The organism is Pedobacter ginsengisoli (assembly GCF_002736205.1).
Taxonomy (GTDB): Bacteria; Bacteroidota; Bacteroidia; order Sphingobacteriales; family Sphingobacteriaceae; genus Pedobacter; species Pedobacter ginsengisoli_A.
Genome location: NZ_CP024091.1, coordinates 72,434 through 87,961 on the forward strand (window position 1 = coordinate 72,434; position 15,528 = coordinate 87,961).

The 15,528-nt window shown below is 37.0% G+C and carries 11 protein-coding genes; 3 read left to right on the plus strand and 8 right to left on the minus strand.

Annotation, left to right across the window (positions count from 1 at the left end; all coding sequences use genetic code 11):
• Positions 1-114: 114 nt before the first annotated feature.
• Together CPT03_RS00300 and CPT03_RS00305 are read right to left on the minus strand one after the other, a co-directional pair.
• On the minus strand, positions 115-1,275 hold the full coding sequence (locus tag CPT03_RS00300) for a PepSY-associated TM helix domain-containing protein (protein ID WP_099436969.1): 1,161 nt from the start codon (positions 1,273-1,275) through the stop codon (positions 115-117).
• Positions 1,276-3,693: a TonB-dependent receptor gene (locus tag CPT03_RS00305; RefSeq protein ID WP_099436970.1), complete on the minus strand. Its 2,418-nt coding sequence runs from the start codon at positions 3,691-3,693 to the stop codon at positions 1,276-1,278. It lies immediately after the preceding gene.
• 272 nt (positions 3,694-3,965) lie between these two features.
• Between CPT03_RS00305 and CPT03_RS00310 the strand changes: the two genes are divergently transcribed.
• The 3 genes from CPT03_RS00310 to CPT03_RS00320 all read left to right on the plus strand — a co-directional run bounded on the left by CPT03_RS00310 (position 3,966) and on the right by CPT03_RS00320 (position 7,109).
• Complete coding sequence (locus CPT03_RS00310; protein WP_099436971.1) at positions 3,966-4,982, plus strand: LacI family DNA-binding transcriptional regulator; 1,017 nt, start codon at positions 3,966-3,968, stop codon at positions 4,980-4,982.
• Between the two features lie 161 nt (positions 4,983-5,143).
• A complete protein-coding gene (serC, locus tag CPT03_RS00315; RefSeq protein WP_099436972.1) occupies positions 5,144-6,247 on the plus strand; it encodes a 3-phosphoserine/phosphohydroxythreonine transaminase in 1,104 nt (367 codons plus the stop codon).
• A gap of 7 nt (positions 6,248-6,254) precedes the next feature.
• Entirely contained in the window at positions 6,255-7,109 is an 855-nt protein-coding gene (locus CPT03_RS00320) for an RNA polymerase sigma factor RpoD/SigA (RefSeq protein ID WP_099436973.1), read from the plus strand.
• Between the two features lie 61 nt (positions 7,110-7,170).
• Here CPT03_RS00320 and CPT03_RS00325 read toward each other — a convergent pair whose 3' ends face one another.
• From CPT03_RS00325 to CPT03_RS00350, 6 genes are all read right to left on the minus strand, one after another.
• Positions 7,171-7,374 carry a hypothetical protein gene (locus CPT03_RS00325; protein ID WP_099436974.1) on the minus strand — a complete coding sequence of 68 codons (204 nt, stop codon included), beginning with the start codon at positions 7,372-7,374 and terminating at the stop codon, positions 7,171-7,173.
• Positions 7,375-7,451: 77 nt separating this feature from the next.
• Positions 7,452-8,765 carry a sensor histidine kinase gene (locus CPT03_RS00330; protein ID WP_099436975.1) on the minus strand — a complete coding sequence of 438 codons (1,314 nt, stop codon included), beginning with the start codon at positions 8,763-8,765 and terminating at the stop codon, positions 7,452-7,454.
• 28 nt (positions 8,766-8,793) lie between these two features.
• Complete coding sequence (locus CPT03_RS00335; RefSeq protein WP_099436976.1) at positions 8,794-9,471, minus strand: response regulator transcription factor; 678 nt, start codon at positions 9,469-9,471, stop codon at positions 8,794-8,796.
• Positions 9,472-9,572: 101 nt separating this feature from the next.
• The gene (locus CPT03_RS00340) at positions 9,573-10,973 is read right to left on the minus strand and encodes an efflux transporter outer membrane subunit (RefSeq protein WP_099436977.1); all 1,401 of its coding nucleotides are present in this window, start codon (positions 10,971-10,973) and stop codon (positions 9,573-9,575) included.
• 10 nt (positions 10,974-10,983) lie between these two features.
• The gene (locus tag CPT03_RS00345) at positions 10,984-14,160 is read right to left on the minus strand and encodes an efflux RND transporter permease subunit (protein ID WP_099436978.1); all 3,177 of its coding nucleotides are present in this window, start codon (positions 14,158-14,160) and stop codon (positions 10,984-10,986) included.
• Between the two features lie 45 nt (positions 14,161-14,205).
• Positions 14,206-15,372, minus strand: a complete 1,167-nt coding sequence (locus CPT03_RS00350) for an efflux RND transporter periplasmic adaptor subunit (protein WP_099436979.1) — start codon at positions 15,370-15,372, stop codon at positions 14,206-14,208.
• Positions 15,373-15,528 lie beyond the last annotated feature (156 nt).

Consider the following 15,528-nt stretch of genomic DNA (forward strand, 5'->3'; position numbering starts at 1 on the left):
TTGTGTTGCATATGTTCACAAGATTATTGTTTCTTCACGCCTTCTACACACATCCTTCACACCAAATACACAAAAGGGTACCTTTTTGTGAAGGATGTGTGTAGAAGGCGTGAACTATGTGTGGGATTGCCTGCTTTTCTTTTTGCGTCCGCGCCAAATAAGGAAGCCGGTAATTGGTAAACTGGCAGCAATTAAACTGGCTGCAAAGGCCATTATTTTTCCCGGGAGCCCCAGTACTGCACCAACATGGATATCGTAATTCATGCGGGCAAGCTTATCTGCTGCTGTTGCATTGGCAAGTTTGCCATACATATGTTTTACCTCTATTTCCTTAAGTGTGTAACGATCGTAAAAGAGGTAGTCTGCTTTCCAATAAGTGTATGGATCAGGATTAATTGATATTTCTACAGACGAGTTTTTAGCATGAGGGGGATGTACATCCATGCTCCCTTTAAAACCTGGCCTGTCAGTTCTGGCTTTTGCCCAAAGAATATCCTCAGCTGGAGCTTTGCCAGCCGCCAATGCGACTAATTGCGCATCAGAAGCGCTTTTTGAGATGCTCTCTTCAAAAGGAATCATTTGGCGACCTGCCGAAGATACCCAATATACTGATTTGGCAAACCATTGAAAGCCCATAACCAGTCCAGAAAATGCGATGAAAATTAAGACCCATGTCATGTAAAATCCAAACACATTATGCAGGTCATAGTTTACCCTTCGCCATTTTGCATTCCATTTTACCGTAAAGCGTTTTTTGCTTGCTGCTTTATTTTTTGGCCACCAAAGTACCAGTCCAGAAAATAATAGAAAAGTAAACATCAATGTGGCAGTAGCCAGTATAGGCTGGCCAATATTTGGAGGTAGCCACAGATAATAATGTCCCATAATCATGACTCTGAAAAAATCCCAGGCCATGTCTTTAACTTTCAATACCTCTCCTGAATATGGATTTACATATACAGTCCAGTAATAATCTTCGCCTTCTTTAAAATAAGATACTATTGAGGCTCTTCCATCTTGGTATCCTATACTGTGTGCTTCTTTACCGGGAAGGGCGCGGTCGGCAATTTTCTTTATTTCAGAAGGAGGGAGTAGAGGTTGATTTCTTACCTCAGCATATCTGTATAGTTGTACAGTATCTTCTATCTCTCTCTGGAATGCGAGTATACAACCAGTAATGCCCAAAAAACACACAAATAGCCCGGATGTTAATCCGAGCCATAAATGTACTTTTCCGATCCAATATTTGAATCTGTATTTCTTATTGTTGATCATTTAAAATTTATAGGCTATGCTCAATCTATAGTTTCTTGGAGATTCTGCTTGCCATGAGTATATAGGCTGGTTATAATCTGGGGCATTCCAATAATTGGTGTAATATGCACCTGAATACAAATACTTATCAAGTATATTAAATACATTTCCAGTAATTCTGAGGCTTTTGTTTTCCCAGAAAAGTCCTGCATCCAGCTTAAAGTAATCTGGCAGATTCTGTTCTGAATTGTCGCCACTATAAGTACCCATAGCTCTGCCTGCAAGGTAAGTAAAGCCTGATGAAATACCCGTGCCTTTAAGAGCTCCTCGTTGTAATGTATAGCTTAACCATGCATTTGAGGTGTGTTTTGAGAAGCCTGGAACCACCTGGCCAACAACCATACTGGTTACACCTTCTGCCACTTTAGTTACTTTGCCATCTGTGTATGCATAATTTGCTATTAATTTGAGTCCGGTAAAGATCTCGCCTTTTAAATCGAATTCTATACCTTGTGCTCTTTTTTCGCCAACTACCACACTGAAGTTTTCACCTGCTTTATTGAAAGGGTCTGCAGTAAGTTCATTTTGTTTAAGAATTCGGTAGACAGATAAAGTAGTATTCCACTTTCCATTGAACCAATCTCTTTTAATACCTACTTCGTAGTTGGTTCCTGTAATCGGTTCAATATTTCCGCCGTCTCGTAAGAAACCGCTCTGAGGTGTAAATGCTTCATCATATACAGCATATACGGATGTGTTTTTGTCTGCCGAAACACTGAGGCCCACCCGTGGTGTAAAATGTTTTGCCTTATCGGGGCTTCCACCCCAGGCCGACTGGCTTACATAAGTATATCTTCCAGCAAGCGTTAAGCGAATTCTGTTATCCATAAAGCCAACTACGTCCTGTAAATACCCGCTTAGGTATTTTTGATCCATTAAACCTCCAGCAGCAATTGCCCGGTCTTTTAAACTAGTTGTTCTGTCAAATTCTGGATAACCATTTGAAGGGAAACCATAGTTGGGATTATTTAAATCAAAAGGTGAAGATGGAAGATCCAAATCATGCGATTGTCCCCAATCTGCGATGTAGTTTTTCTTTCCTCCGTCAAAACCTGCCAGAATATTATGACTAATACCGCCTGTTTTTACCTTTCCATTGATAAAGAATTGAGCTAGTTTCATGGTGCTTTCAGCGTCCCAAATGCCAACATTTCTAATTAAGGTACTGTTTGCGTATACTGCAGATGGCCATGAACTATATCCATTTTGCAGATACTTTGAATAAGCTACCTGAGCTGTCGCCCTCCATGAGTTGCTAAAGTCGTGCTGTAAATTAATAAAAGCACTGTGATCATTAATTCTGGTTGGAGGTACACCCGGTTGGGTAAGTGTAAAATTACGAGGTAAGGTAGCGTATCCTTCAGGAGAAAAGATGTAGTATGAGCCAACTTCCGTCATTTTTGCATTTTGCAATGCATACTCGGCGGTTAATTTTGTTTTTTCAGAAAATTGGTAACTCAGTGAAGGGGCAAAAGTATAGCGATCATTTTTCTCAAACGGTCTGAATGAGCCTTTTGTTTGGGCTGCACCATTTAACCGGAACAATAATTTGCCGTCATCAGTTAATCGTCTATCAAAATCTATACTGGTTCGGTACAGGTCGAAACTGCCTGCTGTAAAAGAAACTTCACCGCGGTTGTTTCCTGTCGGTTTTTTGGTAACAACGTTATACATACCACTTGGATCGCCATTACCGATCATAAAACCAGCGGGTCCTTTTACAAACTCAATATGATCAACCATGCTCATATCTTCTGTTAATGGTCCCCAATATGATGAAACAAAGTTAAAGCCATTTCTCATTGCTTGGATTTGGGAGCCACGCATTGTAATATTAGTATACATATCGCCCCAATGTTCTAATCTTGCAGCGCCACTAACATTTCTTAGAACACCATCGCTCATACTAATTATCTGCTGATCTGCAAGAGCTAGTGAGCTAACGATTTGAATATTTTGAGGAATTTCTAATAATGGTTGGTTTAATCTTAAAGATGATGATGGCTGATCTACTTTATATCTTTTGGTATTTGTAGATATATTAACCTCTTCCAGTGTGCTAAGATCTTCTCTTAATACAAAATCGACTTTGGTATTTGCAGAAGTTATAACCTCTACCGGTTTTTCCTGAGGGCTTAAACCAACTGCCGAAACTCTAATTGTATATTTTCCGGGGTTTACTTTGTTGATTTCATAATCGCCTTTCTCGTTTGTAGTTGCCCCAAATGGAGTCCCAATTAACTTAACTGATACAAATGCAGCATTATGTCCATCTGATGTAGTGATCTTTCCGGTAATGCTGCCCGATTGTTGGGCAATGGCACTCACTGAGAGGAATAAGAGCGTTATAAGTAAATTAACTAGTCTAAATTTATTCATTTATTCTTTTCTTTTTTATTTGGATTAATTCTAATTAATTGCAAAGTAAGCGTCTAATAGTTTATAATCAAAATTTATTTAGAATTAATCTAACTTGATTGTGTTTGTTAGTTTCATAATTTTGAGAAATGGTCTTTGATACATAGGGGTATTTTAAATCTTTTCTCAATTGAGTAATCAATTATAGCGTAGATTAGAATATTACTTTAATGGTAGAATAGGAAATAATTACCGATTTACTATATTGCAGTGTTAATAGGGAAGTTAAATTAATGGAAAAAAAAGTTTCAATTAAGGACATCGCCAAAATGTTGGGGATTTCAATCAGTACAGTTTCTTTTGTGGTAAATGGTAAGGCTAAAGAAAAACGAATTAGTGAACCATTAACGAAGAAGGTTTTAGAGCTTGTTGAAGAACTGGGTTATAAGCCTGATGCGTTGGCAAAAAGTTTTCGTACTGGAAAAACCAATATTATAGGTTTTTTGGTAGATGACATTTCTGAACCTTTTTTTTCAAGCATTGCCCGACTTATAGATGAAAAAGCTTCCCAAAAGGGTTATAAAATTATATATAGCAGTACAAAAAATAGCAAAACCAAAGCGCAGGAATTATTACAAATTTTCCAGGACAGACATGTTGACGGATATATTATAGCGTTACCACATGGTTTGGAAGACGAGGTTAAGTTATTAACCAATAGCAAAAAACCAGTGGTGTTGTTTGACAGGTATTTCCCTGATTTAAAAACTGATTATGTAACGATCAATAATCATGAAGGAACATACAGTGCTGTTAAACATTTGAAGGATAAAGGGTATAAAAATATTGGATTTATTACTATAGATACAATTGAACAGCAAATGCTTGACCGATTGAGTGGTTATGAAGATGCTGTTAAAGCAGAAGGTTTAAAACCATATATTAAAAAACTAACTTATGCTCCTTCATCTGAACTGATTCAAGAAGTTACCTCATTCTTGAAAAAAGAAAAAAAGCTTGATGCAGTTATCTGTGCTACAAACTATATTACCATGGCAAGTTTAAGGGCTATACAGCAATTAGGCTTAAAAATTCCTAACGACATAGCCTTGTTATCTTTTGATGATTTTGAGTTACTGGAATTCTCTGCACCTCCAATTACTGCAGTAGCTCAGCCGCTTGAAGATATCGCTGAAAATATCATGAACATATTGCTGAATAGACTGGATAATCAAAAAGGTGACCAAGAACCTTATGAGGTTGTATTACCTACAGTTCTAAACATCAGAGATTCTACGCTTGCAAAGTAAAAATAATCTAAGAATTATATTTGGTTAATTTCATTATTGAAGTTGTATAACTAATAAGATTTGGTGAATTGTTCTAATTCTGGATAGTTTACTGAACTTTATACTGCCTGCATTTTTGATAAAGATGCTTACGACTTTTGTGTTTATTAATATAAACCGCAATGTCTAAGAAAAAATATAATTTTGGAGCAGGCCCATGTATTCTTCCTGATTCGGTTCTAAATAGTGCTTCAGACGCTGTTAAAGATTATAATAGAACCGGATTGAGTATTCTCGAGATTTCTCACCGTTCATCAGAGTTTGAAAAAATAATAAACGAATGCGAGGATTTAGTAAGGGAACTTTTAAAGGTACCAGCTGATTACAGTATTTTATTTTTGCAGGGTGGGGCGAGTACGCAGTTTTCTATGGTACCAATGTGCCTGATGCAACCGCATAAAGGAGCTGTTTATCTTGATACAGGATATTTTTCATTAAAAGCCATTAAAGAAGCCAGAATGTTCGGGCCAGTGCAGGTTGTTGCAAGCTCTAAAGATAGGGACTACGATTATATACCTGTTGGCTATCATATCCCGCGTGGCTCTGCCTATTTTCATTGTACTTCGAATAATTCAATAGAAGGAACAGAAATTTTTGATTTTCCTGAAACGGATGTGCCGATTGTATGTGATATGTCGTCCGATATTTTTAGCAGGGAAATTAATGTCGCTGATTTTGGGTTGATCTATGCAGGCGCCCAAAAGAACATGGGGCCGGCTGGTTTAACACTTGTTATTGTTAAAAAAGCTTTACTAAAGGGAATTCAAAACTTAATTCCTTCTATGTCTGATTATCGGATTTATAATGATCATAATTCAATGTTTAATACTCCACCTTTATTCTCGATTTATGTAGCAATGCTGAATTTACGCAGGCTAAAGGAAATGGGTGGAATTAAACAAGCCGAAGAAACAAATATAGCAAAGGCAAAACTACTTTATGATGCCATTGATAGCAGTGAATGTTTTTATGGCTTAGCGGATAAGGCCGACAGGTCTAGGATGAACATAACCTTCAAAATGTACAATAGGGAACGCGAACCTGAGTTTTTGAATTTTGCTGAAAGCAGAGGAGTGGTTGGAATTGGAGGCTTTGGTTCTGTAGGGGGATTTAGGGCCTCTCTGTACAACGCAATGGATATGTTAGGAGTGGAATTTCTGGTGCAATGTATGAGCGATTTTATACATAAAGATCTATTTAAAAACTTTAAACTTAAACAAATATAAACGCAGTATGAGAAAGTTAAAGATTACTCAATCCATCTTAAACAGGGATTCTGGGGAACTATCTATATACTTGAATGAGATAAATAAAATTGCATTATTATCTATGGACGAGGAAGCCCGCCTTATAAGAGATGTAAGAAAAAGTGTAGCAGGTGCCAGAAATAGAGTAGTAGAAGCGAATTTGCGGTTTGTTGTTTCTATTGCCAAAACATTCCAAGGCAGAGGTCTTTCAATGCTTGATTTGATTAGTGCAGGCAATATCGGTCTTATACATTCAGTCGAAAAATTTGATGAGACACATGGCTTTAAGCTCATTACCTATGCTGTTTGGTGGATTCGCCAAAATATCTGGAGATGTTTACAAGAAAGTAATCGTGTAGTAAGATTACCAGGAAATAAGATTTTAAACTTGCTGAAGATTAATCAGGCAAGTAGTTCTTTTGAGCAAAAGAATGAAAGGTTACCCACTTATTGGGAACTTAGCGAAGAAATAGGTGTTTCTGAAGAGAAAATAACAGAATGTATATTAAGTTCAGAAAGGACTTGTTCTCTTGATATGGTGATAAACGAAGAAACAGGCTATACCCTAATGGATACTATTGCCGATGAAAATGTGCCGCCTACAGATGCTGCTCTACTTTTAGATTCTTTTCATTATAATATAGAAAAAGTACTTAAGATACTGCCCTCCAGACAGCAATTGATATTAAAGATGTTTTATGGAATAGGACAAACTGAACGTACTTTAGAAGACATATCAATTTTCTTAAACCGGAGTAAGGAACGGATTAGACAGTTAAGAGATGATGCTATACTGGCTATAAGAGCTTATTTACGAGATAACCCCGCTTTTGGCTTTTAACAAAAAACCGCCTGCTAATAAGCAGACGGCTAGACAAAACTATTGAACCTAATTAATTGCCTTATTTTTTATTCTCGGCTGCTTTTGGGGTGGCAGCTGTAGCAGCTTTTTTAACTGCGGCTTTTTTATGTGATTTAGTTTTGTGAGCTACAGGTTTTTGAGCAGCAGCTGTTGTTTGTGCAGCTGGTTTTTGAGCAGCAGGAGTTTGTGCAAATGCGCCAAAAGTTGTTGCAACTAATGCTAACGCTAAGATTGTTCTTTTCATATCTAAAATTATTTTGTGTTAATTGTTAGATCAAAGATGCAAACCAAAAATGAAGATTTAATGAAGATCGATAAAGGCTAAATAGGGAGAATAAGTTCAACCGTTGTGCCTTTATCTTTTTCTGATTTAATATCTACAATAATTTGATGAAAGGCTGCTATACTTTTAGCTATAGCAAGGCCCAGACCATAACTATCTTCCTTTTTTGATTGGAATTTTTCGAAACGAACAAAGGCATTCTTCACCTCTTCGGGATTCATCCCCTGTCCGGTATCAGCAATGTATAGATGAAAACCATCAATTTCTTTATTACCATAGATGTTTATTAGCCCTGATTGAACATTGTACTTAATAGCATTGCTAACCAGATTGCTTATTAAGGTATGGAGTAATGAACGATTGCCGGTAAAGTTATAATCTTCGGGAAGATTGATATTCACCTTTAACTTCATCATTAATAACCTATGCTCTAATTCCTCATATACTTCTGTTACCGTATCTTTTATAGAAATAAGATCTGGTTTGTTAAACTGATTGTTTTCAACTTTGGAGATTAATAATAAGCTGTTTATTATTGATTTTAGTCGACTTAAAGTTTTTAGGCAGGCAAATAGTTTGTTTTCTCCTTCCTGGGTTAGCTGCTCATCGTTTAATAAATTCTCTAAACGGGTATTTAAAACTGAAATAGGAGTAAGCAATTCATGAGAAACATTAGCAATGAATTCCTTTTCTGTAAGAAACAGCGTTGCAATTTTATTCATCAATATACTAATGCTGTTGTCTAGTATTTTGAAGTCTTCTGTTGTAGTTTTTATTGGCTCGTAATTGAAATTAATTGGATCGTTTACTCTATTAAGCTTCTGATCTATAATTCGATAAAATGGAGCTAATAAGAATTGAGTGAAAGCAAGATCTGTTATTAGGGTTAAGATAACAGCGGCTAAAAGTATGAAGAATGTAAAAACCGAAATGGTGTGCTCCAGCTGAGATACGGCAGCCATTGTTTCGCCAAGTTCCAGTTCATATCTGGTCCCTTCAAAAACAAGGTCGGCAGTTAATATCTGGTATTCTTCTTCATTATCTTCTATACTGCGTATCTCCTGACTAAAGTGGTTTTTAAGCGGTTTGTTATTCTGTTTTACTTGTTTTAAAATGATGTATTCCTCTTTAAGCAGGTTATAATCTGTAAAGGTTTTTTGTTGTGTAAGTAAATCGTTAATTTCTCCGGTTGATAGGTTTGATACAAACTTGGCTTTCTTTTGAATCAGACGTTGTTGAAGGTGTTTTACAGAAATATGATTTATAGATACCAGTATAAGTATGCCGAGGAATGTTATAATGGCGATCTTTGTTATTGTATTATAAAAGGCAAGCTTAAACTGTAATTTCATAATTGGATTATCTTTATGAAATTACACATTAGAACTTGATTTTGTAGCCAATACTTCTAACAGTTTCAAACCAATCAATTGGCGCATGTACAGATAGCTTTTTGCGTAAATTTTTAACATGCACGTCAACAAAGTTCGAATCAGAGTTGATTTCAAGAATATCTCCCCAAACATGCTCAGTTAGGTTTACTCTTGAAATGACCCTGTTTTTGTTTAATACCAGATAATTAAAAATTTCAAACTCTTTATTTGTTAAATTGATCTTTTCGCTATTAAAACAAACGCTATGATTTTTAATATCGAGCGTGAATTGATGAATGTTTATTTCATTCATTTCGAGTTTATGCTTGCGTCTGGTTATAGCATGCATTCTTGCTAAAAGCTCTGTTAAGGAGAAAGGTTTTGCAAGATAATCGTCAGCACCTGCCTCTAAACCTTTTATGCGGTCATCAACATCACCTCGAGCAGTTAGTATAATGACAGCATCCTCACGACCACCGATTTGTTTTAGCTGGCGCAACAGTTCAAACCCATCGCCACCAGGCAGGCCCAAATCCAGTAAAATGAAGTCGTAAGAATTTACAAAGATCTTTTCTTCAGCAGATGATTTTTTCCAGGCATGTTCAATTGTATATCCTTCCTTGCCAAGAAATTCTGCCATTTCCAGTGCTAATGTTTTTTCATCTTCAACAATCAGTATTTTCATCAGAAAGCAGCTTAGTCTATTATGTTAAAACCTGCATAAGGTATATTATTCTAAAAATAATAAACTTATGCAGGCTTCTGTAATAATAATGAAATTGATTTCTATTTCCAACCGCCACCAAGGGCTCTGTATAAATTTACAATAGATTGAAGTTTCTGTAACCGATCATTTGTGCTGCTCAGCTTGGCAGCAAGTAAACTTTGCTCAGAAGTTAGAACGTCTGTATAATTAGTAGCAGAGCTATAACGAAGCAACTCTTTAGTATAATCTACCGCTTTGGTAAGAGAAGCAATTTGTTTTGCTCGGGTTGTTTCTTTTTCAGAAGCAGTTTGGTAGGCAAATAATGCGTTCGAAACTTCCTGTCCGCTGGTTAAGAGCGTTTGCTGAAAGCCATAAAATGCTTGTTGCTGTTGAGCCTGCGCAGTTTTTAGTCTCGCTTTGTTTTGTCCCTTATTAAAGATAGGTTGCGTAATTCCACCAATCAGATTATAAAATATAGACTGATCAAAGAAATTTTTAAGGTCAAGAGTAGATAATCCACCATTTGCAGTTAATGTTAAGGCAGGGTAGAAGTATGTTTTTGCTGTATTGGTGTTTTCAAATGCTGCCCTAAAAGCAAATTCTGCCGCCTGTACATCCGGTCTGTTTTGCAAAAGTTGTGAAGACACACCTACCTGTAAATTACTAAATGGTTGTTGTTCATCTAAAGTATTTCGGTTGATAGTACCGGGGCCTTTTCCTAAAAGGACGCTAAGTGCATTTTCCGTTTCTTTTATACTTTTTTTAAGATCCGGAATTGTTACCTGAGCTGCATATAAGTTAGCTTCACTTTGTACTACTGCTGCTCCATTAACTATTGCCCCTTCCTTTAAGGACTTCATGGTCTCAACATCTGTTTCTCTGATTTTTACAGTTTGTTCTGTAATTGCTAATTGTTTATCCAAAGCAAGCAGGCTGTAATAAGTATTGGCAATATTGGCTATAAGTTGTGTTTGTACAGCCCTTTTTGCCGCATCTGTTTGTAACAATGAAGCGTATGCCGATCTTTTGGCACTACTAAGTTTACCCCATATGTCGGCCTCCCAGCTAGTACTTAATTGTGCCTTATAGGTCTGCGTTTCTGTATTAATATTTATTCCCGGAGGAAAGTTTAACGCTGCTCTGGATTGCTTTGCATCAGTAACCGACAAATCGCCAGTCAAACTTGGTAAAAAGGCTGCTCTGCTCTGTCTTAAAGTTGCTTCTGCAATTTTAATTCGTTCAATTGCCTGCTTTAAATCAAGGTTTTCATCTAATCCTTGTTGAATTAAAGTCTGAAGTGTAGCATCACCAAATAAAGTTTTCCAGGGTAAATTAGCAATAGTTGCAGTATCAGTCCCTGAGTTGTCCCGATAAAGATCGTTGCTATTTAAGGCTGGTCGCTCGTATTTTTTAGTTACGCAGGCAGTTAAACAGAGCGTAGCAAAACCGATGATTATATAAGATTTATATCTAAAGTTCATGTGATTAAAATTAATGTTCACGGGTATCTACCTCCGGAAATTCAAGTTCCCCTTGCTCTTTAACAATACCTTCTTCAAAAGGAGATTTTGAGCTTACCTTTTCTTGTAATGTCTGGAAAATGATAAACAACGCCGGAATAACAAATATTCCGAATATTGTTCCTATAAGCATTCCCCCAACAGCACCTGTACCAATCGACTTATTCCCGGCAGCACCAACGCCTGTTGAAAGCATTAATGGTAACAACCCAAGGATAAAAGCAAAGGATGTCATTAGAATAGGGCGAAGACGTGCCGTAGCACCATTAATGGCAGAATTTATTATGCTCATTCCTTTTCTTCGTCTGTCTACAGCAAACTCAACTATCAAAATTGCATTTTTGGCAAGTAGTCCTACAAGCATGATTAGGGTAATTTGAGTATATATATTGTTGTCTATTCCGAAAATCTTATCAAAAATAAATACACCGGCCAAACCTATAGGAAGAGAAATCAAAACCGCAAGGGGAAGTATATAACTCTCGTACTGGGCACAAAGTAAAAAGTAAACGAATACAACACATAAAAGGAATATGAAAATGGTTTGACTGCCACTAGACATCTCCTCCCGTGATAATCCTGAAAACTCATAGCCATAACCAACTGGTAAATGGATTGCAGCTTCTTCCTGTACTGCTTTTAATGCATCTCCAGAGCTATATCCACTGTTTGGATTCCCTGTAACGGCAATAGACGTAAACAGGTTGAATCGGGAAATTGCCTGAGGGCCATACACCTTAGTTAAGGTTATAAATGAACTAACAGGTGCCATTTTACCACTCGCATTTCTTACATAGATATTATTTAAGCTTGCCTGATTTGCTCGGTATTGAGCATCTGCCTGAAACATAACCCGATATTGCTTGCCATATTTATTGAAATTTGAGGCATATACACCACCATAGTATCCTTGCAAAACACTTAATACATCAGTTACAGTTAGACCAGCCTGTTTTACTGTTGCAACATTAACGTCTATTTGATACTGAGGGAAATTTGGATTGAAAGAGGTAGATGCATATTGAATTTCAGGACGTTTACTAAGGGCAGCAAGAAACTCATTTCCTATTGCATTGAATTTATTAATATCACCACCGGTTTTATCCTGTAACTGGAACTCAAAACCTCCACTGGTACCGAAACCTTGAATTGTTGGCGGCGCAAAGAAAATGATTTTTGCACCCTTAATACTGCCGGTTTTTGCAAACAACTCACCAATAATTTGTTTTACATCTCGGGTTCTTTCATTCCATGGCTTTAACCTGGAAATTACCATACCGTAAGAACTTCCGGATCCGCTAATCATACTTCTACCAACCACTCTGATGGAATTTTTTACTTCAGGAATGGAATGGACTATGCTGTCAATTTGGGCAATAACTTCATTTGTACGTTCTTGTGAGGTAGAGGCTGGCAATGAAATGTCGGACATGATGGTACCCAAATCCTCATTTGGAACAAACCCTTTCGGCGTGGTGTTCATTGTCCAGATTAAAACTACCGTAAACAAAGCAATTCCTAAACCGGCAATCCATTTTCTTCTTGCCAGAAACTTAACAGACCTTTTATATCTGTTAGTCATTAAATCAAATGAGGTGTTAAACCCTACATAGAATTTTTGCAGGAAGCTTTTCTTTTTCTCATGATCTTCTTCATGTGGTTTTAAGAATAGCGCACAAAGTGCTGGACTTAATGTTAATGCATTAATGGCAGAAAGTATAATTGCAATAGCAAGAGTTAAACCAAATTGCTTATAGAATACACCTGAGGATCCCTGAATAAAACTCACTGGAATAAATACAGCAGCCATTACCAATGTGATAGATATGATCGCTCCTGTAATATCTTCCATGGCATCAATTGTAGCCTTTTTGGCTGATTTATAACCATGATCGAGTTTAGCATGGACTGCTTCAACTACTACGATAGCATCATCTACCACAATACCAATTGCCAGAACCAAGGCAAATAGCGTAAGCAGGTTTATGGTAAAACCGAATAAATTAAGGAAAAAGAAGGTACCAATAATAGCCACCGGAACACTAATAGCCGGGATTAAAGTTGAACGGAAATCCTGAAGAAATATAAATACCACTAAAAACACAAGTATAAATGCTTCAACAAGGGTATGTATTACTTTTTCTATGGATGCATCAAGGAAATCATTAACATTTACAAGTGGCGCATAATGAACACCCTTGGGGAAGTTCACAGAAGCATCATCCAATACCTTTATTGCCCCTTCAATAACGTCTTTTGCATTGGAGCCTGCGGTTTGGTTTATGGCAATACCAAGTGCTGGCTTTCCATCAAACCTTACTGAACTTGCATAACTTTGAGCTCCCAATTCAATCCTGGCGATATCTTTAAGGCGGAGTACTTGTCCATTTGCTGCGGTTCTGATAATTATATTGCTAAACTCACTTTCATTTTTTAGGCGCCCCGAATATTTTAATGTGTATTGGAACGATTGGTTCCCTTGTTCTCCAAACTGCCCGGGTGCTGCTTCAACATTCTGTTCTGCAAGTGCTACGTTAATGTCATTTGGAACCAGACCATAAGTTGCCATTACCTCTGGTTTAAGCCATATGCGCATGGTATAATCCATTAATCCGAAAGCATTGGCATCACCCACACCATTAATACGCTTAATTTGTGGTATTAAGTTAATGTTGGAGTAGTTTTGAAGAAATTTCTGATCATATGATGGGTCATCGCTATAAATACCAAAGATCAAAACGTTACTTGCTTGTTTTTTTGCGGTTATTACTCCTGAACGTGTCACTTCAGCAGGTAATAAACTAGTAGCCCTTGACACACGGTTCTGAACGTTTACCGCTGCCAGATCTGGATTTGTACCCAACTTAAAGTTTACTGTAATTGTTGCCGTACCATCATTACTGGCTGTTGAGGTCATATAGGTCATATCCTCAACTCCATTAATCTGTTCCTCTAGTGGAACAACTACACTGTTCATTACAACATCGGCATTGGCACCCTGATAAGATGCAGATACCTGAACAGTAGGTGGTGCAATTTCAGGATATTGAGATACAGGTAAAGTAATTAAACCTAATATCCCCAATATTACAATTATAATGGATATAACTGTTGATAAAACAGGTCTCTCTATAAATTTCTTAAACATATATTCTATTTCAACCGGTTAGTGCCGGATTAGATAAACTGTTATTTATTTTTTAAGATCAGCGAATACTGAATCTGCACTTTTCTCTTCAGGTTTAATCTCAGCACCATCTTTTAAAGATTGGAAACCCTCAAGCACGATCTTATCTCCAGTTTTAAGTCCTTTGGTAACAACATAAAAATTGCCTTTTGCATTTTCCATAATTTCGATCTCAGTATTTTTGATGATTCCCTTGCCGTCAACAAGAAAAACAAACTTTTTACCTTGCAAATCAGTAGTTGATTTTTGAGGAATAAGAATGGCATTTTCCAGATGCTGGGGGATACGTACCGATGCACTTGCACCACTTCTTAAAAGTTTTGAAGGGTTAGAAAAAGTAGCTCTTAGGCTTGCTGAGCCAGTATTAGTATTTATTAAACCATTAATAGATTCAATCTTTCCATTCTCAGCAAACGCACTCCCGTCAGCCAATACTAAAGAAACGGCTGGGATATTTTTCATTTGTGCATCAAGAGTAGCCCCTTTATAATTTCTTGAAAAGTCAAGAAGCTGTTTTTCATTTAATGAGAAGTAAGCGTAAACTTTTGAAATGTTTGATACAGTGGTTAGTGGTTCAGCAGTGCTGCCACTTACCAGGCTACCTGTTTTAAAAGGAATGCTGCCAATTACACCATCAACAGGGCTGGTAATGGTAGTGTAACCGAGGTTTACTTTTGCATTTACCAGTTCGGCTTTTGCCTGGGCCAGTGCAGCTTTTCTACTTTGAAGTGTGAGCTGAGCTGCATCCAGATCATATTTACTGATGATATCCTTTTCAACCAGAGGTTTTGTTTTGTTAACTTGTAGCTGAGCTGCATTTACATCAGCCTCTGCACTACTAATTGCTGCGGTTGCAGTTCTAACAAGTTGTTCATATTGCGGGGCATCAATACTAAAAAGGCGTTGGCCTTTTTTTACAAGGGCTCCTTCATCAACATAAATTTTCTCAATAAAGCCATCAACTTTGGGTCTGATGTCTACATTTTGTATGCCTTCAATTGTTGCCGGATAATCTGTTTCAAGAGATGTAGACTGGGCTGTTAATGTAACAACAGGGTAGGCTTGAACCTGATTTGCCGCCGAGGCATCCTTTTTTTTATCATTACTTCCGCAAGAACTAACGATTAATAAAACTGGCAATAAAAAATAAATAGATTGGATCTTTGTTTTCATTCGTGTAGCAGGATTTTAAGATATTTACTATCGGGTTGCGAAATTATTGATACTTTAAAATAGATAAAACATCAAAATGTAATGTTTAGGCTATGTAAGCTTATGTAACTAAAGCTTTGCAGAAAAATAATGAAAAGATAATGGGGTAGGTGACTA